This is a genomic window from Streptomyces sp. WMMC1477 (assembly GCF_027460245.1).
GTDB lineage: Bacteria > Actinomycetota > Actinomycetes > Streptomycetales > Streptomycetaceae > Streptomyces.
Genome location: NZ_JAPZBD010000003.1, coordinates 1,847,489 through 1,863,953 on the forward strand (window position 1 = coordinate 1,847,489; position 16,465 = coordinate 1,863,953).

Consider the following 16,465-nt stretch of genomic DNA (forward strand, 5'->3'; position numbering starts at 1 on the left):
TCACCGAAACCACGTGGAATTCGAACATTGATGCGAATTCTTTTGTCGGCGCGCCGCTTTGCCCACTCCGGCTACATCTGCGCCGTGCCGGGCAGGGAGCGGGAGTGCCAGCGGGTGAGCAGGCCCTCGGGGACCTCCTCGGCCGTCAGCGCGTACACGAGGTGATCGCGCCAGGCGCCGTCGATGTGGAGGTAGCTCGGCCGGACGCCCTCATCCCGGAACCCCAGCTTCTCGACCACCCGGCGGCTCGGCCCGTTCTCGGGGCGGATGCAGATCTCGATGCGGTGCAGGCCGACGGGGCCGAAGCAGTGGTCCACGGCCAGGGCGACCGCCGTCGGGGTGATGCCGCGCCCGGCTACGGCCTGGTCGATCCAGTAGCCGATGTGCGCGGAGCACATCGACCCCCAGGTGATCCCCGCGACGGTGAGCTGGCCGACGAGGCGCCCGCGCCACAGGACGACGAACGGCAGCATCCGGCCCGCCTGCGCCTCGCTGCGCAGATGGCGGACCATCTGCCGGTAGGTGGGGCGCTGCGGCGGGAACCGGCCGGGCGGGGCGGGCGGCACGGTGGCCTCCCAGGGGCGCAGCCAGGCGCGGTTGCGCTGGTTGATATCCCGCCACGCCCGCTGGTCGCGCACCTTTATGGGGCGGAGGGCGATGTCGCCGTCCGCCAGCACGACCGGCCATACGGCGTTCAGTGCGCTTCACCTCTGGGGTGGTCGCCGCCGCGCAGCTGGTCGACGGCGTGCGGAAGGATCTCGGCGAGGACGGCCAGGCCGTCCTTGACCCCGCCCCGGGAGCCGGGGAGGTTCACGATCAGGGTACGTTCCGCGACGCCGGCGAGGCCACGCGAGAGGGCCGCCGTGGGGACCTTCGCCCGCCCGGCGGCCCGGATGGCCTCGGGGATGCCGGGGATCTCGTGGTCGAGGACGCGGCCGGTCATCTCGGGGGTGAGGTCCATCGGGGTGAGCCCGGTGCCGCCGGTGGTGACGACGACGTCGTAGCCGACGGAGACGGCGTTGCGCAGGACCTGCTCGACCGGGTCCCCGTCGGGCACCACGCTGGGCCCGTCCACCTGGAAGCCCATGGCGCGCAGCCCCTCGGCGAGCAGCGGCCCGCCGGTGTCTGCGTAGACGCCGGCGGCGGCGCGGTTGGAGACGGTCACGGCCAGCGCGCGTACGGGAGCCGGGTTCATGAGCGCTTCCACTCCCCGGACTTGCCGCCCGTCTTCTCCTCCACCCGGACGTCGGTGATGACCGCGCCCTTGTCCACCGCCTTCACCATGTCCACGACCGTCAGCGCGGCGACCGAGACGGCGGTCAGGGCCTCCATCTCGACGCCCGTGCGGTCGGTGGTCTTCACCGTGGCGGTGAGCTCCACGGCGTCGTCGGTGACGTTCAGTTCGACCTTCACCCCGGAGACGGCGAGGGGGTGGCACAGCGGGATCAGTTCCGGCGTCTTCTTCGCGCCCATGATCCCGGCGATACGGGCGGTGGCGAGCGCGTCGCCCTTGGGCAGTCCGCCGTCGGCGCCGCGCAGCAGTTCGACGACGCGCGGTGCGACGAGGACCCGCCCGCTGGCGGTCGCCGTGCGCGCGGTGACGTCCTTCGCGGAGACGTCTACCATCCGGGCGGCCCCGGACTCGTCGAGGTGGGTGAGGTGCTGCTGGCTGTTCATGGGCAGCAACCGTACCCGCACCCGACGGCCGCCGACGCCGCCGACCGCGCCGCGAACCAGCGCCCTCGGGCCCCGGCCCCGGGGCCCGGCCGGCCCGCGCACCGTGCTCAGCCGAGCGGCACGACCTCCAGCTCCTCGCCCTCGTCCACCCGGGTCAGGAACTCGGGGACGACGATGAGCGAGTCGGCGTGCGCGAGGGCGGCGATGAGGTGCGAACCGGCCCCGCCGACCGGGGTGACCTCGCCGGGCCCGGTGCCGCCCGCCCCCGGCGGGGTGTAACGCCCGCGCAGGAACTGGCGCTTGCCCTCCGGCGAGCTGAGCGGGGCGCCGTCCGGGAGCCGGAGCACGGCCCGCACCCGGGGCCGGTGCACCTCGGCACAGCCCATGAGGGTGCGGATGACGGGCCTGACGAACAGTTCGAAGGAGACGTACGCGCTCACCGGGTTGCCCGGCAGCGCCAGCAGCGGCACCCGGTCGGCGCCGATGAGCCCGAAGCCCTGCGGCTTGCCGGGCTGCATGGCCAGCCGACGGAACTCGACGCCGCCGCCCCAGGCCACGAGGTCGTCGCCCGGTGCCGAGCCGACGCCGCTGAGCACCTCCTTCACGACGTCGTACGCGCCGACGCTCACGCCGCCGCTGGTGACGATCACGTCGGCACGGGAGAGCTGGTCCTCCAGGGCGGCGCGCAGGGAGTCGGCGTCGTCGGCGACGGCGCCCACCCGGTAGGGCAGGCCGCCGGCGTCCCGGGCGGCGGCGGTGAGGACGTAGCTGTTGGAGTCGTGGATGCGGCCGGTGCCCAGCTCCTCGCCGGGGGCGACGAGCTCGCTGCCGGTGGACATGACGACGACGCGCGGCCGCGGCCGCACGGGGACGGACGCCCGCCCGATGGCGGCCAGCAGGCCGAGCTGCGGGGGGCCGAGGACGGTGCCGGCGCGCAGTGCGAGGCTGCCGGCACGCACGTCGCTGCCCCGGACTCGGACGTACTGCCCCGCCCGCACGGGACGGTGGACGCGGACCTCACCGCCGGCGCCCGAGGGGTCGGCGGCGTGCGCGGTCATCGCGTCGGCCGGGCCGCCACCGGTGCCTCCGTCGGTCCACTCCACGGGGACGACGGCCTCGGCTCCGGGCGGCAGCGGAGCGCCCGTCATGATCCGGGCGGCCTGCCCGGGGGCGACGACGGGCAGTTCGGTGCTGCCCGCCGCCACGTCGCCGACGACCGTGAGTACGGCCGGGAACTCGTCGCCGGCGCCGTGGACGTCCGCGGTGCGCACGGCGTACCCGTCCATGGAGCTGTTGTCGAAGGGCGGGAGCTCGGCGGGCACGAGGACGTCCTCGACCAGCACGCAGCCCTGCGCCTCCAGCAGGGGCAGCTCGATGGGCTCCAGCGGACGGACCGAAGCGAGGACGTCCGCGAGGTGGTCGTCGACGGACCAGACGTCGGTCACAGCCGCACGGCCTCCTGGATCAGGGGTTCCGGGGCGCCGTCCACCGAGGGCGCCATCTCCTTGGCGACGAACTCCCGCAGCCAGGAGCGGAACTCCGGCCCGAGGTCCTCGCGCTCGCAGGCGAGCCGGACGATGGAGCGCAGGTAGTCGCCGCGGTCACCGGTGTCGTAGCGACGGCCGCGGAAGACGACGCCGTGCACGGGCCCGCCGAGCGACGGGTCGGCGGCGAGGGTCTGGAGGGCGTCGGTGAGCTGGATCTCGCCGCCGCGCCCCGGCTCGGTGCGCCGGAGGACCTCGAAGATGGCGGGATCGAGGACGTAGCGGCCGATGATGGCGAGGTTGCTCGGCGCGGCGGCCGCGGCCGGCTTCTCCACCAGGTCCCGTACGGCGAAGACGCCGTCGTCCCCGGTCCTGTCCACGGCGGCGCAGCCGTAGAGGTGGATGGTGGCCGGGTCGACCTCCATGAGGGCGACGACGCTGCCGCCGTGCTGCTCCCGGACCTCGGTCATGCGGGCCAGCAGCGGGTCGCGCGGGTCGATGAGGTCGTCGCCGAGGAGGACGGCGAAGGGCTCGTCGCCGACGTGCGGGGCGGCGCACAGGACGGCGTGGCCGAGGCCCCTCGGGTTGCCCTGGCGGACGTAGTGCATGGTGGCCAGCTCGCTGGACTCCTGCACCCGGCCGAGCTTGGCCTCGTCGCCCTTGGTGCGCAGGACCTCTTCCAGCTCGTAGTTGCGGTCGAAGTGGTCCTCCAGGGGACGCTTGTTGCGCCCGGTGACCATGAGCACGTCCGTCAGCCCCGCGGACACCGCTTCCTCGACGACGTACTGGATCGCGGGCTTGTCCACGACCGGCAGCATCTCTTTCGGTGTGGCCTTGGTCGCGGGCAGGAAGCGGGTGCCGAGACCGGCTGCCGGGATGACGGCCTTACGGATCGGAGGACGTGTCTCAGTCATGACGAAACCCTATCTGGTGAATTCGCGGCTGCGGGGAACGCCCGGCGGCCCTGCTCGGGGCGCCACCCTGGCGGTGGCACCATGCGGTCGGACGAGCGGCTGCCCGGGACGGCGCGGGCCCGGGAGTGAGGAACCGGACATGGACCACGAGCACCACACGGACGACGGCCGCCCCGGCCCGCAACGGCCCGGCCCGCCGAAGCAGGCCCTGCGCCGCACACTGCTGGCGCGACGCAGGGCCCTGTCCGAAGAGGACGCGGCGCGGGCCGCCGCGGTTCTGGCCGGGCGGGCCCTGAGCCTGCCGGAGCTGGCCGGGGCGGGCACGGTGGCCGCGTACGTGTCGATCGGGGCCGAGCCCGGGACGCGGGAGCTGCTGGACGGCTTGCGGGCGCGCGGTGTCCGGGTGCTCCTGCCCGTCCTGCTGCCGGACAACGACCTGGACTGGGCCGAGTACGCCGGGCCGGGGTCGCTCCGCCGCGCCGGGCGCGGGCTGTGGGAGCCCACCGGGCGGCCGCTGGGCCCGGAGGCCGTCACCGGAGCGGACGCCGTCCTGCTGCCGGGGCTCGCGGTGGACCGGGGCGGGCTGCGACTGGGCCGGGGCGGAGGCTCGTACGACCGGGTGCTGGCCCGGCTGGCGGCGGCCGGGGCGCGGCCCGCACTCGTCGTCCTGCTCTACGACCACGAGCTGCTTCCCGAGGTGCCGGCCGAGCCGCACGACCGGCCGGTGCACGCGGCCGTGACGCCGTCGGGCGTGCACCGGTTCCGGCGCACGCCCGACACGGGCCGGCCCGCGGGGGGCCAGGGGGACGGCTAGGGGGTGAGCGCCATCGTGTCCTCGGTGGCCTCCGCCACGGCCTCCTCGCTGTAGGCCCAGGGCAGCAGCTCGCCCTCCGCCCACAGGTCGGTCTGGTCCGTGTAGTTCGGGTGGTAGGCGTGGCCGGAGGCGCCGGTGAGGTTGATCCAGCGGGACTTGTCGAAGTCCTCCAGGTTCACGACCATCCGCATCGACGGCACCCAGACGACGTCGTAGCCGCCGGCCGCGTTCCAGCCGGTGGCGTTGACGGCGTCCTTGCCGCCGGGCAGCTCCCACGGGCCGCGGTTGAGGAGGCGCTGAACCAGGCCGGGGCCCTCGGTGCCGAGGGTCTGGTTCTCCAGCATCAGCCGGTGCAGCCGGCCCCAGCTCCAGGTGTCGATGTTCTTGCCCAGCTTGGTCGTGAGCTCCCAGCGGGCGTCCTTCAGGGCCCGGGCCAGCACCTCGTCGCGGCCCTCGGCGGCCGGGCTCTCCAGCCCGTCGGCGCGCGCGGTCCACCAGTCGTTCTCCGGATCCTCCAGCAGCCGTCGGACGACCTCGAACCAGCGGTCGCCGCCGTCGGGCTGCGCCGTGTCGGGGTCGCGCTCGCCGCACTCGGGAACGGTGCGGGGGGTGCCGTCCAGGTCCTCCAGCGGGCCGGAGTCGTCGGCGGGGCGCACGCGCAGGCACTCGCCTTCGACCCGCAGCTCCTTCGGCAGCTTCTCGCCGAAGGCCAGCCTCAACAGGTTGCGCCAGACGCCGTTGAAGTAGGCGGCCGGGGCGGAGTCGGCGCTCTGCGTGTAGTCCCAGCCCTCCAGGAGCTGCTGGGCCTCGCGGACGTACGGGTCGCTGACGTCGATCTTCAGCAGGTACGGGACGAGGAGCTTGGCGATCTCGCTGCTGTTGTCGGACTGCATGGTCTGCATGTCGTCCATGGAGATCTTCCCGCCCTCCTTGATCTTCGACTGGATGAGGTCGTTGATCCGCTGGCTGCGGGCGCCGTAGCTCCAGTCGTCGGTGAGGAGGTAGGGGTAGCGCTCCTTGTCGATGACGGCCTGGTTCGCGGTCACGACGTAGCCGCGCTCCGGGTTGTACTCGTAGGGCAGCGCCTCTTGCGGAACGGAGCCCGTCCACTCGTAGTCCGGGTCCCAGCCGGGCGCCGGGTACCGGCCGTCGCCCTTGCCCCGCGTCGGGATGCGGCCGGGGGCCTGGTAGCCGATGTTGCCCTCGGTGTCGGCGTAGACCAGGTTCTGGGACGGGACGGCGAAGTCGCGGGCGGCGGCCCGGAAGTCCTCGAAGTCGGCGGCCCGGTTGAGCGCGAAGAGAGCGTCCATCGTCGCGGAGGGCTCCAGCGCGGTCCAGCGCAGCGAGACGGCGTAGCCGTCGCCGCGGTCGGGGGCGGCCCCGGTGATGGGCGCGCTCTCGCCGACGCGCGACAGCTCGGTGTCGCGGTCGGAGATGATCGGGCCGTGCCGGGTGGAGCGCACGGTGACCTCCCGGTCCTCGCCGCCCGCGACCTTGATGACCTCGGTGCGCGTCTCGTACGGCACCTGCTCGCCGTCGTAGAGGTAGGTGCCGTCCTCGATCTTCTCCAGGTACAGGTCGGTGACGTCGGCGCCGAGGTTGGTCATCCCCCAGGAGATGTCCTGGTTGTGGCCGATGACGACGCCGGGCATGCCGGAGAAGGTGAAGCCGGAGACGTCGTACGGGCACTCCTCGCTGACCTTCGTGCAGTGCAGGCCCATCTGGTACCAGACCGAGGGCAGTTGCGGCGCGAGGTGCGGGTCGTTGGCGAGCAGCGGGCGGCCGGTGGTCGTGTACTCGCCGGAGACGACCCAGGAGTTGGAGCCGATGCCGCTGCCGTTGGGGCCGAGGAGGGAGGGCAGGGCGTCGAGCGAGTCGGCGATGCCGCCCAACTGCGTCCGCACGCCGTCGGCGTCGGCCCCGCCCTGCGTGCCGTCGCCAGGCGGGCCCTGGGTGCCCTCGGAACCGGCCGGGTCCTGGGCGCCGTCCGAGCCGGCCGGGTCCTGCGTGCCGTCGCCCGGCAGGTCCGGTGTGGCCTCGCCGTCGGGGGCCTGGGCGCCGTCCTCACCGGCGGCCGGGGCTCCGTCCGGGGAGAAGGTGTCGTCCTCGTCCACGCCGCCGCCCTCGACGATCGGGCGGTGCCGGTCGTAGGGATAGGCGGGGTAGAGGTCCTCGATCTGCTCCTCGTCGAGGCGGGTCGACATCAGGGAGCGGTCGACCTCCTGCTTGAGGTTGCCCCGCAGGTCCCAGGCCATGGCCTTCAGCCAGGCCACGGAGTCGACGGGCGTCCACGGCTCGGGCTCGTAGTCCTTGTTGACGAAGCCGAGGAACGCGTACTCCAGGGACAGCCCGGAGCCGCCGTGATCCGCCAGGTAGGCGTTGACGCCCGCGGAGTAGGCCTTGAGGTGGTTCCTGGTCTCCTCGGAGAGCTTGGTCTCGTACTCCTCCTTCGCCACGTCGTGCCAGCCGAGTGTGCGCAGGAAGGCGTCGGTGCGGACCTGACCCTCGCCGAACATCTCGGAGAGCCGTCCGGAAGTGGTGTGGCGCCGGACGTCCATCTCCCAGAAGCGGTCCTGGGCGTGGACGTAGCCCTGCGCCATGAACAGGTCCTCGGTGCTTCCGGCGTAGACCTGCGGTATGCCGTTGGCGTCGCGCTTGACCTCGACCGTGCCGGACAGGCCCTCCAGCTTGACGGAGCCCGTCGTCTGCGGGAAGGAGTCGCGGACGGTGCCGACCGTCCAGACGCCGCCGGCTACCAGCCCCCCGACAAGCAGCAGCACCAGAGTGATCACAACCAGGCGGGCGCGCCGGGACCGTTTCAGAGCGGGCATCGCTGTCCTTCGGGGCAGGGTGGGACGTTACGGCCGGTGGATTCCGGCGGATCCCGGGGCTGGGACTCCGGAGGATCCGTGCTGGAGCAACTCTAGGCGCCCGGGGAGCGCGCTCCTGCGGGGCATCGGGGCCGGGTCCGAAGCGTCCACCTGCGTCCGCCGATCAACCGATGGTAGATTGTTAGACTAGGCAACGAATATTTACCCGATCTTTGCACGCCAGCGGGCTTGTGCACGGCCGGTTCTGCTGAACCACCGCATCCGGACGCGGCGCTCGTCGGACCCGGGCGCCCGCACCTCCCGCGAGTGCCGCGCCCCGGAGCGCCGCGTCGTCGCACAGGCCGCGCGCCCCGGACGTCGTCCGCGACCGCCCCGGCCCACCGGCCGGACGCCCACCCGTCAGGCACCCGCCGGATCCCCCTGGGTTCCGCCGGAGCCCGAGAAGAGAGGAACGGCCCCTGACTGTCGACCGCCTCAACGAACTCCTGCTCGCCTGCGCCCTCGTCCTCCTGGTCGCCGTGGCCGCCGTCCGGCTCTCCACCCGCAGCGGGCTCCCGACGCTGCTCATCTACCTGGGCATCGGCGTCGCCATGGGCCAGGACGGTCTGGGCGTGCAGTTCAGTGACCCCGAACTCATGCAGGTGCTCGGCTACGCCGCCCTCGTGATGATCCTCGCCGAGGGCGGGCTCGCCACGAAATGGCGGGAAATCCGCCCGGCCGTGGGCGGAGCGGCGGTACTGGCGACCGTCGGCGTCGGAGTCAGCGTGCTCGTCACCGCGGCGGCGGCGCACTATCTGGTGGGGCTGTCCTGGCAGTTGTCCCTGGTCCTCGGCGCCGTCGTGTCGTCCACCGACGCCGCCGCCGTCTTCTCCGTCCTGCGGGTGATCCCCCTGCCGCGCAGGCTCAGCGGCATGCTGGAGGCCGAGTCCGGCTTCAACGACGCGCCCGTCGTCATCCTCGTCGTCGCCTTCTCCGCCCTCGCGACCGACCCGCAGCCCTGGTACGCGCTCGTCGGCACGATCGTGCTCCAGCTCGCCATCGGCATCGTCGCGGGCGGCGTCGTCGGCAAGCTGGGCGAGCTCGGCCTGCGGCACGTCGCCCTGCCCGCCTCCGGCCTGTACCCGATCGCCGTCCTGGCCCTCTGCGTGCTCTCCTACGCCGTCGGCGCCCTCGCCCACGGCAGCGGCTTCCTCGCGACCTACATCACCGGCCTCATCCTCGGGAACGCCAAGCTCCCCCACCGCCCCGCCGTCCGCGGCTTCGCCGACGGGGTGGCCTGGATCGCCCAGATCGGCCTGTTCGTCCTGCTGGGGCTCCTCGTCACCCCCAGCGACCTGCTCGACGACTTCTGGCCGGCCGTCCTGATCGGGCTGGCCCTCACCCTCGTCGCCCGGCCGCTGTCCGTCGTGCTGAGCCTCACCCCGTTCCGCATGCCCTGGCGCCAGCAGATGCTCATGTCCTGGGCGGGGCTGCGCGGCGCCGTCCCGATTGTGCTCGCGACGATCCCCATGGTCGCCGGACTCGAACAGAGCGGCCGGATCTTCAACATCGTCTTCGTGCTCGTCGTCGTCTACACGCTGGTCCAGGGGCCGACGCTGCCCTGGCTCGCCCGCCGGCTGCGGATCGGCAACGGGGACACGGCCATGGACGTGGACATCGAGTCCGCACCGCTGGAACGGTTGCGCGGACATCTGCTGTCCTTGTCCATCCCGGCGGCCTCCCGCATGCACGGTGTGGAGGTGGCCGAGCTGCGGCTGCCCCCGGGATCGGCCGTCACCCTCGTCGTGCGCAACGGCCGGAGCTTCGTCCCCACGCCGACGACGGTGCTGATGCGGGGCGACGACCTCCTCGTGGTCGCCACCGACGCGGTACGGGACCAGGCCGAACGGCGGCTGATCGCCGTCGGGCGCGGCGGCAAGCTCGCCGGCTGGCTGGGACGGCGCCCCCACCCCGGGCCGCCCGGCGCATCGGGGCCGCCGGGCCGCTCGGCGCCGAGCCGCTGACCTGACCCGAGCCGACCGACGGCTGTCAGCGAGACCGCGGCCCATGGCCTTGGAATGCCAGGCTGTACTCACTGGTTACACTCGAAGTACAAAGACATGGTTTCCCGACCCTGCCTGATGCAGAGCCGGCACCGGCCGACGTGAGATCCGTCCGGAGGTGCGAGAGGACGGCTCTCGGTGCGCAAGACGGCCCGCAGACCCGGGCGCGCACTACCAGGCGGCAGAAAGGCCCGGCCGTGGCCTCCAAGCCCGGCTACCGTCAGTTGCTGCGCACCCCCGGTGCCTGGTCGTTTCTGATCCCCGGCTTCCTGGCCCGACAGCCGTTCGCGATGCTCACCATAGGCATCGTGCTGCTCGTCCAGCACACCACCGGCTCCTTCGGCACCGCCGGTGCCGTCTCCGCGGCCACCGGCGTCTCGATGGCCCTGTGCGCGCCGCAGGCCGGCAAGCTCGCCGACCGGTTCGGACAGCGCGCCGTGCTCGTCCCCGGCGCCGTCCTGCACGCCGCCGCCGTCACCCTGCTCATCTTCCTCGCGCTCGCCGAGGCCCCGCTGTGGGCGCTGCTGCTGACCGCCGTGCCCACCGGCGCCTCGGTTGCGCAGGTCGGCCCCATGGTGCGGGCCCGCTGGGCGCACCGGCTGAACGGCGGCCCGCTGCTGCCGACGGCCGCCGCGTTCGAGTCCGTCACCGACGAGCTGACCTTCGTCGTCGGCCCCGTCCTGGCCACCGCCCTGTGCACCGGCGTCCACCCGGCCGCCGGGCTCACCGCCGAGGCCGCGCTGACCGTCGTCGGCGGGCTGCTCTTCGCGACCCAGTCCCGCACCGCACCGCCCGCGCACCACGCACCGGGCGCCGGGCGCTCGGGACACTCGGCCCTCGCCGTACCGGGCGTACGCGTCCTCATCCCCGTCTTCCTCGGCATCGGCGCCGTGTTCGGGGGCATGCAGGTCTCCCTGACCGCCTTCACCGAGTCCATCGGCCAGCCCGGTGTGAACGGCCTGCTCTACGGCGTCTTCGCGGGCGGCAACATGCTCGCGGGCGTGGCCTGCGGCGTCATCGTCTGGCGCTCCGCACCCCACCGGCGGCTCCCCCGTGCCTCGGCCGTGCTGGCCCTGGTGACGGTGCCGCTCTGGTTCGCCGCCTCGGCGGGTACCACCGCCGTGCTCGGCGCCGTCGGCCTGCTCGTCGGCCTCGCCGTGGCTCCGGCCATGATCACCGGGTTCACCCTCGTCGAGCAGCTCGTCCCGGCGAGGTCCCGCACGGAGGCCTTCACCTGGCTCACCGGCGCCGTCGCGCTGGGGCAGGCCGCCGCGGCCACCGCGGCCGGGCAGCTCGCCGACGGTTTCGGCGCGGCGGCCGGTTTCACGGTCCCGCTCATCGGCACGGCACTGGCCGCGCTGGCCGTCAACGCCCTGCGCGCGCACCTCGCGCCACGCCCCGCCCAGGGCTCCGAGTCGACGGTCGCGGCACGTGGCGCCGGTCACCGTGTGACCGTTGCAGTGGACTAAGACGCCGGAATACTGCACCATGGAGCGTCGTTAGCACTCCATAGAGACGAGTGCCAGGAGGAGCAAGTGCCGACGTACCAGTACCAGTGCACCGAGTGCGGCGAGGGCCACGAGGCGGTGCAGAAGTTCACCGACGACGCCCTCACCGAGTGCCCGAGCTGCTCGGGGCGCCTGAAGAAGGTGTTCTCCGCCGTCGGCATCGTCTTCAAGGGCTCCGGGTTCTACCGGAACGACAGCCGCGGCTCGTCGTCCAGCAGCGCGCCGTCGTCGAACTCCTCGGGTTCGACGAGCCCGTCCGGATCCTCGGACTCCTCGTCGTCCTCCGCGTCCGGCTCCTCGTCCGGCTCCTCGTCGGACAAGGGCGCGGCCAAGAGCGAGTCGAAGCCCAAGGCCTCCTCACCCGCGGCCTGAAACCCGCTCACACGCGTTCCACCCGCCGCCCGGGGGTCCAGCCCCTCTCGGGGTGCGGCCGCCGGGCACGTCCGGGCACGCCGTCGGGTTCCCCGGGCGCCGTCGGACTTCCCGCGGCGCCGGTACGGGCTCGTGCGGGCGCCGGCACGGGCTCGTGGACGTCCCGCCAGAGGGGGCCGTCACACCGGGTCCTAAGGTGTCCCGCATGACGAATCCCGCGCAGGCCGAGATCGGTGTCATCGGAGGCTCCGGCTTCTACTCCTTCCTGGACGACGTCACCGAGGTGCGGGGGACCACGCCGTACGGGGACCCCAGCGACGCGCTGTTCGTCGGTGATCTGCGTGGCCGCCGGGTCGCGTTCCTGCCCCGGCACGGGCGCGATCACCGCCTGCCGCCCCACCGCATCAACTACCGCGCGAACCTGTGGGCCCTGCGGGCCGCCGGGGTGCGACAGGTCTTCGGACCCTGCGCCGTGGGCGGGCTCCGCGAGAAGTACGGACCGGGCACACTCGTCGTCCCGGACCAGCTCGTGGACCGCACGAAGGCGCGGGCGCAGTCCTACTTCGACGGCGAGGAGCGCGCCGACGGCAGCCGCCCCAACGTCCTGCACGTCTCTTTCGCGGACCCGTACTGCGAGACGGGGCGCGAGGTCGCGCTGGCCGCCGCGCGCGGGCAGAGCTGGGAGCCGGTGGACGGCGGCACGATGGTCGTCGTCGAGGGCCCCCGCTTCTCCACCCGTGCGGAGTCGCGCTGGCACGCCGCCCAGGGCTGGGCCGTGGTGGGCATGACCGGGCATCCCGAAGCCGTTCTCGCCCGCGAGCTGGGTCTGTGTTATAGCTCGCTCGCGCTCGTGACGGACCTGGACGCCGGTGCGGAGGCGGGCGAGGGCGTCTCCCACACCGAGGTGCTCCAGGTCTTCCAGGAGAACCTCGGAAGGCTGCGCACCGTGCTCTTCGACGCCGTCGCGGCCCTGCCCGAGTCCCCCTCGTGCGGATGCTCGGAGGCTCTGGCCGGGTTCGACCCCGGCATCGACCTGCCGTGAGCCGGGGCGGGGGCGTGCGCGTGCGCGGAAAGTTGTCCACAACCGGCGAGTAATCCACAGGGTCGAGCGGGGAACCGGCGACTGCGGCACCGTGGTGGGCGTTCCCGCCCGCGTCGTTGAACCGAGGTGCCCGCCGATGTCCTCAGCCGCCACGCCCCTCTGCTTCCCGACCGCCGCCCGCCCGCCTGCTGACCCGGCCGCCGTCACCACACCGGCTGCCCCCGGAGGGGTGCCGCCCGGCTCACCACCGCCCGAGCTTCTCCCGTCGGAGTCCGCGCCCCCGGAGTCCGCGCCCCCGGAGTCCGCACGGCCGGAGTCCGCACGGCCGGGAGCGATTTGCGCGGCCACGGCCTCCGTGCCACCCACCACGCCGCTGCCGGCCTTCCCTCCCGTGCGGGCCGGGCTTCTGCTCCGGCATCGGCTGCGCACAGCCCTTCGCCGGGTGCGCCGCACGGCCGGTCTGGGCCTGGCGCTGGGCGCCGTGCTCCTCGTCGCCCTCAGCCCGGGGCGCGGGGGCGCCGACCCACCCAGGTCCGAGCCCCCGGCCGACGCGGCGGCGCAGGGCATCGCCGCCGAGCAGGAGCCATCGCCTCCCCGCCCCGCGCCAAAGGAGCTGGTGCAGACCCCGGTACGGATCGCCGACGAGGACGTCGTCCGGCTGCTGACACCGGGCGACCGGGTGGACGTCCTAGCCGGTCCGCCCGCCTCCGCCTTCGCCGCCGCCCCCGATCCGGATGGCGGATCGCGCGCCGGGCCGGGTGCGGGAGCCGACGCCGCTGCCGGGGCGCACACCGAGCCCGACGGCGGGGCGACGGCGACCGTCCTGGCTCAGCGGGCCCGGGTGGTCCAGGTCCCCGAACCGGATCCGCGCACGCACGCTGGTGGGGCTGTGACGGGGACGCTTGCCGCGAACGGCGCACTGGTGGTTCTCTCGGTACCGCGGTCCACCGCCGCCCGGCTGGTCGGCCGTGCGGCTCTGGGGGCGCCCCTGGCGGTGACGCTGCGATGAACTCCTCCTGCCGCCCGACGTACGTCTCCCGCACAGGTGCGCTGCACACCAGCCGTACGAGGGCACCGGATTGGACAGGCGGGACGGCGCTCGTGCAGCGTGCCGGGTGCGGTGTTGCGGAAGCCTGCACTCCGGCGCACGCCGCGCCCCACCCCCGAGCGTGTGCGTCAGCATGCACAGAAAGGCAGTCCCTTGAGCGAGAAGCAGAGCGCCCTGGCGGGATTCAAGGAATTCCTGATGCGGGGCAACGTCGTCGAGCTGGCCGTTGCCGTCGTCATCGGCGCCGCCTTCACCAAGATCGTGAGCGCCGTGGTGGAGGGCGTCATCAACCCCGTCGTGGGTGCGATCGGGCCGAAGGACCTGGACGCCTACGAGTCCTGCCTGAAGTCCCCCTGCGTGGTGGACCCGGAGACAGGCGAGGCGATCGCCGGCATCACCATCAAGTGGGGCTCGGTCATCAGCGCGTCGATCACCTTCCTGATCACCGCGGCCGTCGTCTACTTCCTCATGATCATGCCGATGAACCGCTACAAGCAGCGGGTCGCCGCCCGTCAGCCCGTGGACGACACCCCGCCCGCGAAGACGGAGCTGGACGTCCTCTCCGAGATCCGGGACGCTCTCGTCACGCAGCGCGACGGCTCCGAGCCGCGCCAGGAGGCCGTCGTCGCCGCGCCCCGGGACGGCGGGCAGAACCGGGGTTCCTGAGCGGATACCTCAGATGTGGTGCGGCGGCTTCTCGTCCAGGAACCGGGCCAGATCGGCCGCCGCATCTGCGGTCGTCGCCGACGGCGATCCGCCCCAGCCGTGATCCGTGTCGTCCGTGCCGGGACGGCTCAGCGGATCGCCGAAGTCCAGCGCGGCCGCCGGATCACTCGGGGCGCCGGGCTCGGTCCCGTCCGGCCGGCGGGCGGGGTCCTGCGATGCGGTCATGGTCCCAGCCTATCCAGGGCCTGGTGCCACCACAGGTCGCGCCCCGGCACCCAGGGCACCGGCCGCGCGACGTGGTGCACGACGATCACCGAGCGCACCGTGGGGCAGTCGGCCAAAACCCGGTCGGCCTGCTGCTTGGCCGGGTACAGCGCCCCGTCGTGTTCACAGGCGTCGGCGACGACCAGGATCCGGGCTCCGGCCTCCCGGAGCGCCTGGCGCAGGGTGGGCTCCGGGGCTCCCATGGGCAGGGTCACACGCAGCGCGTCCAGTCGCCCGCAGGCCATCGTCACCACGACCGACTCCGGGGACATCGGCATGAGCACGGCCACGCGCTCTCCCGAGACGGCCCCGAGCCGGCGCAGGGCGCCGGCCGCCAGCCGTGCCTGGCCCAGGAGCCGCGGATGCAGGTACTCGGCCGTCGGCGGCGGGGTGGAGGGCCGCGACCGCTCGCCTTCGTGGCCTCGCCCGCCGTTGCGGCCGGTCTCGGCGGCCGGGTGCCCGGCCTCCCACCCCGGGCCTCCCGCGGAACCGAACTCCGGAAAGGCCGGAAGCCCCGGAAAGCCGGGAGGGGACGACGCGAGAGGGCTGCTGTTCTGCTGCTGATCCGCCGACATGCCGTCCAGCGTCCGGGGCACGCATGAACGTCTGATCAACGTTCGCTGTACGCCCCCGGCACCGTCCCCCGCGCCGCGGGAGCTGGTACCCATGTTCCGTGGCTGACGAAACCGAGATCAGGCGACCATCCCGTCCCGCCCCGCGCGGCACAGGCGACACACCGCACGCTCGGCCCAGCCGGGCGACGGCCGGAGACCGGCGGGAGCCGGGCCCACGCGACGCGCTGACCGACGTGCCGGGGATGCGCGTGGGTCACGCCCAGCGCGCCGGCGACGGGTGGCTCACGGGCACCACCGTAGTGCTCGCGCCCCGGGGCGGTGCGGTGGCCGCCGTGGACGTGCGCGGCGGCGGGCCGGGGACGCGCGAGACGGACGCCCTGGACCCGCGCAACGTCGTGCAGCGCGTCGACGCCGTCGTACTCACGGGCGGCAGCGCCTTCGGGCTCGACACCGCGACGGGGGTCGCGGGCTGGCTGGAGGAGCAGGGGCGCGGGGTCCCGGTCGGGCCGGACCCGGCGCAGGTGGTGCCGGTCGTTCCGGCGGCGTGCCTCTTCGATCTGGGCCGCGGCGGGGACTGGCGGGCCCGTCCCGACGCCGCCCTCGGACGGGCCGCCGCCGAGGACGCGAGAGCGAGCGGGGGCGAGGTCGCACAGGGGAACGTCGGTGCCGGCACGGGGGCGGTGACGGCCGGGCTCAAGGGCGGCGTGGGCACGGCTTCGACACGGCTGCCCTCGGGGCCGACCGTGGCCGCGCTGGCCGTGGTCAACGCGGTCGGTTCGGTGCTGGACCCGGAGTCCGGCGTGCTCTACGGCGAGCTGTTCGCGGGCCGGTACACGACTCCGGACGCCGAGCGGCACGCGGCGGCCGGCGAGCGGCTGGACCGCGCCCGGGCCGTGCTCGGCATGCCGCCGCTGAACACCACACTGGCCGTGATCGCGACGGACGCCGCGCTCACCAAGGCGCAGGCACAGAAGTTGGCCGGGTGCGCCCACGACGGGCTCGCACGGGCCGTCCGTCCCGCGCACCTCATGCACGACGGGGACACGGTGTTCGCCCTCTCCGCTGGCCGCCGGAAGCCCGCCGGCCCGGCGGAGCTGAACGCGGTCCTGGCCGCCGGGGCCGACACGCTGACCCGGGCGATCGTCAAGGCGGTGCTCGCCGCCGAGACCGTGAGCGCGGCGCAGGGCGAGATCCCCGCCTACCGGGACCTCTACGACCTGCCCTGAGC

The 16,465-nt window shown here is 73.7% G+C and carries 16 protein-coding genes; 8 read left to right on the forward strand and 8 right to left on the reverse strand.

What is annotated here, in order from left to right:
- Positions 1-71: 71 nt before the first annotated feature.
- The 5 genes from O7609_RS08425 to galU form a co-directional block, all read right to left on the reverse strand.
- Positions 72-698: a GNAT family N-acetyltransferase gene (locus O7609_RS08425; protein WP_269737070.1), complete on the reverse strand. Its 627-nt coding sequence runs from the start codon at positions 696-698 to the stop codon at positions 72-74.
- Complete coding sequence (locus O7609_RS08430) at positions 695-1,195, reverse strand: MogA/MoaB family molybdenum cofactor biosynthesis protein (protein WP_269734339.1); 501 nt, start codon at positions 1,193-1,195, stop codon at positions 695-697. The genes O7609_RS08425 and O7609_RS08430 overlap by 4 nt, the downstream gene beginning before the upstream one ends.
- A complete protein-coding gene (gene moaC, locus O7609_RS08435) occupies positions 1,192-1,677 on the reverse strand; it encodes a cyclic pyranopterin monophosphate synthase MoaC (protein WP_219090962.1) in 486 nt (161 codons plus the stop codon). The genes O7609_RS08430 and moaC overlap by 4 nt, the downstream gene beginning before the upstream one ends.
- A 107-nt stretch (positions 1,678-1,784) precedes the next feature.
- A complete protein-coding gene (glp, locus tag O7609_RS08440) occupies positions 1,785-3,122 on the reverse strand; it encodes a molybdotransferase-like divisome protein Glp (RefSeq protein ID WP_269743347.1) in 1,338 nt (445 codons plus the stop codon).
- A complete protein-coding gene (gene galU / locus O7609_RS08445; RefSeq protein ID WP_269734341.1) occupies positions 3,119-4,075 on the reverse strand; it encodes a UTP--glucose-1-phosphate uridylyltransferase GalU in 957 nt (318 codons plus the stop codon). Before galU ends, glp begins: the two co-directional genes overlap by 4 nt.
- 139 nt (positions 4,076-4,214) lie before the next feature.
- Between galU and O7609_RS08450 the strand changes: the two genes are divergently transcribed.
- On the forward strand, positions 4,215-4,889 hold the full coding sequence (locus O7609_RS08450) for a 5-formyltetrahydrofolate cyclo-ligase (RefSeq protein WP_269743348.1): 675 nt from the start codon (positions 4,215-4,217) through the stop codon (positions 4,887-4,889).
- Here the strand turns inward: O7609_RS08450 and O7609_RS08455 are convergent.
- Complete coding sequence (locus O7609_RS08455) at positions 4,886-7,720, reverse strand: penicillin acylase family protein (RefSeq protein ID WP_269743349.1); 2,835 nt, start codon at positions 7,718-7,720, stop codon at positions 4,886-4,888. The genes O7609_RS08450 and O7609_RS08455 overlap by 4 nt on opposite strands.
- A 458-nt stretch (positions 7,721-8,178) precedes the next feature.
- Here O7609_RS08455 and O7609_RS08460 point away from each other — a divergent pair, with 458 nt between their 5' ends.
- The 6 genes from O7609_RS08460 (at position 8,179) to mscL (ending at position 14,398) form a co-directional block, all read left to right on the forward strand.
- The gene (locus tag O7609_RS08460) at positions 8,179-9,723 is read left to right on the forward strand and encodes a potassium/proton antiporter (RefSeq protein WP_269737071.1); all 1,545 of its coding nucleotides are present in this window, start codon (positions 8,179-8,181) and stop codon (positions 9,721-9,723) included.
- A 236-nt stretch (positions 9,724-9,959) separates the two neighbouring features.
- Positions 9,960-11,231 (forward strand): MFS transporter, encoded by a 1,272-nt coding sequence (locus O7609_RS08465; protein WP_269734344.1) that lies wholly within the window; start codon positions 9,960-9,962, stop codon positions 11,229-11,231.
- Positions 11,232-11,297: 66 nt separating this feature from the next.
- Positions 11,298-11,642, forward strand: coding sequence for an FmdB family zinc ribbon protein (locus tag O7609_RS08470; RefSeq protein WP_269734345.1), 345 nt, complete (start codon positions 11,298-11,300; stop codon positions 11,640-11,642).
- Positions 11,643-11,847: 205 nt separating this feature from the next.
- Complete coding sequence (locus O7609_RS08475; RefSeq protein ID WP_269734346.1) at positions 11,848-12,684, forward strand: S-methyl-5'-thioadenosine phosphorylase; 837 nt, start codon at positions 11,848-11,850, stop codon at positions 12,682-12,684.
- Positions 12,685-13,126: 442 nt separating this feature from the next.
- Positions 13,127-13,693, forward strand: coding sequence for a hypothetical protein (locus tag O7609_RS08480; protein ID WP_269734347.1), 567 nt, complete (start codon positions 13,127-13,129; stop codon positions 13,691-13,693).
- Positions 13,694-13,885: 192 nt separating this feature from the next.
- Positions 13,886-14,398: a large conductance mechanosensitive channel protein MscL gene (gene mscL / locus O7609_RS08485; protein ID WP_269734348.1), complete on the forward strand. Its 513-nt coding sequence runs from the start codon at positions 13,886-13,888 to the stop codon at positions 14,396-14,398.
- Between the two features lie 9 nt (positions 14,399-14,407).
- Here the strand turns inward: mscL and O7609_RS08490 are convergent, their stop codons facing one another.
- Positions 14,408-14,623 (reverse strand): hypothetical protein, encoded by a 216-nt coding sequence (locus O7609_RS08490; RefSeq protein WP_269734349.1) that lies wholly within the window; start codon positions 14,621-14,623, stop codon positions 14,408-14,410.
- Complete coding sequence (locus O7609_RS08495; RefSeq protein WP_269734350.1) at positions 14,620-15,237, reverse strand: AMP-binding protein; 618 nt, start codon at positions 15,235-15,237, stop codon at positions 14,620-14,622. Before O7609_RS08495 ends, O7609_RS08490 begins: the two co-directional genes overlap by 4 nt.
- A gap of 224 nt (positions 15,238-15,461) precedes the next feature.
- Between O7609_RS08495 and O7609_RS08500 the strand changes: the two genes are divergently transcribed.
- Positions 15,462-16,463, forward strand: coding sequence for a P1 family peptidase (locus O7609_RS08500; protein WP_269737072.1), 1,002 nt, complete (start codon positions 15,462-15,464; stop codon positions 16,461-16,463).
- The last annotated feature ends 2 nt before the right edge of the window (positions 16,464-16,465 follow it).

Coding starts and splice junctions, on each gene's coding strand:
- O7609_RS08430 (WP_269734339.1), bottom strand. CDS start 1,195: ATGAACCCGGCTCCCGTACGCGCGCTGGCCGTGACCGTCTCCAACCGC.
- moaC (WP_219090962.1), bottom strand. CDS start 1,677: ATGAACAGCCAGCAGCACCTCACCCACCTCGACGAGTCCGGGGCCGCC.
- galU (WP_269734341.1), bottom strand. CDS start 4,075: ATGACTGAGACACGTCCTCCGATCCGTAAGGCCGTCATCCCGGCAGCC.
- O7609_RS08450 (WP_269743348.1), top strand. CDS start 4,215: ATGGACCACGAGCACCACACGGACGACGGCCGCCCCGGCCCGCAACGG.
- O7609_RS08455 (WP_269743349.1), bottom strand. CDS start 7,720: ATGCCCGCTCTGAAACGGTCCCGGCGCGCCCGCCTGGTTGTGATCACT.
- O7609_RS08475 (WP_269734346.1), top strand. CDS start 11,848: ATGACGAATCCCGCGCAGGCCGAGATCGGTGTCATCGGAGGCTCCGGC.
- O7609_RS08490 (WP_269734349.1), bottom strand. CDS start 14,623: ATGACCGCATCGCAGGACCCCGCCCGCCGGCCGGACGGGACCGAGCCC.
- O7609_RS08495 (WP_269734350.1), bottom strand. CDS start 15,237: ATGTCGGCGGATCAGCAGCAGAACAGCAGCCCTCTCGCGTCGTCCCCT.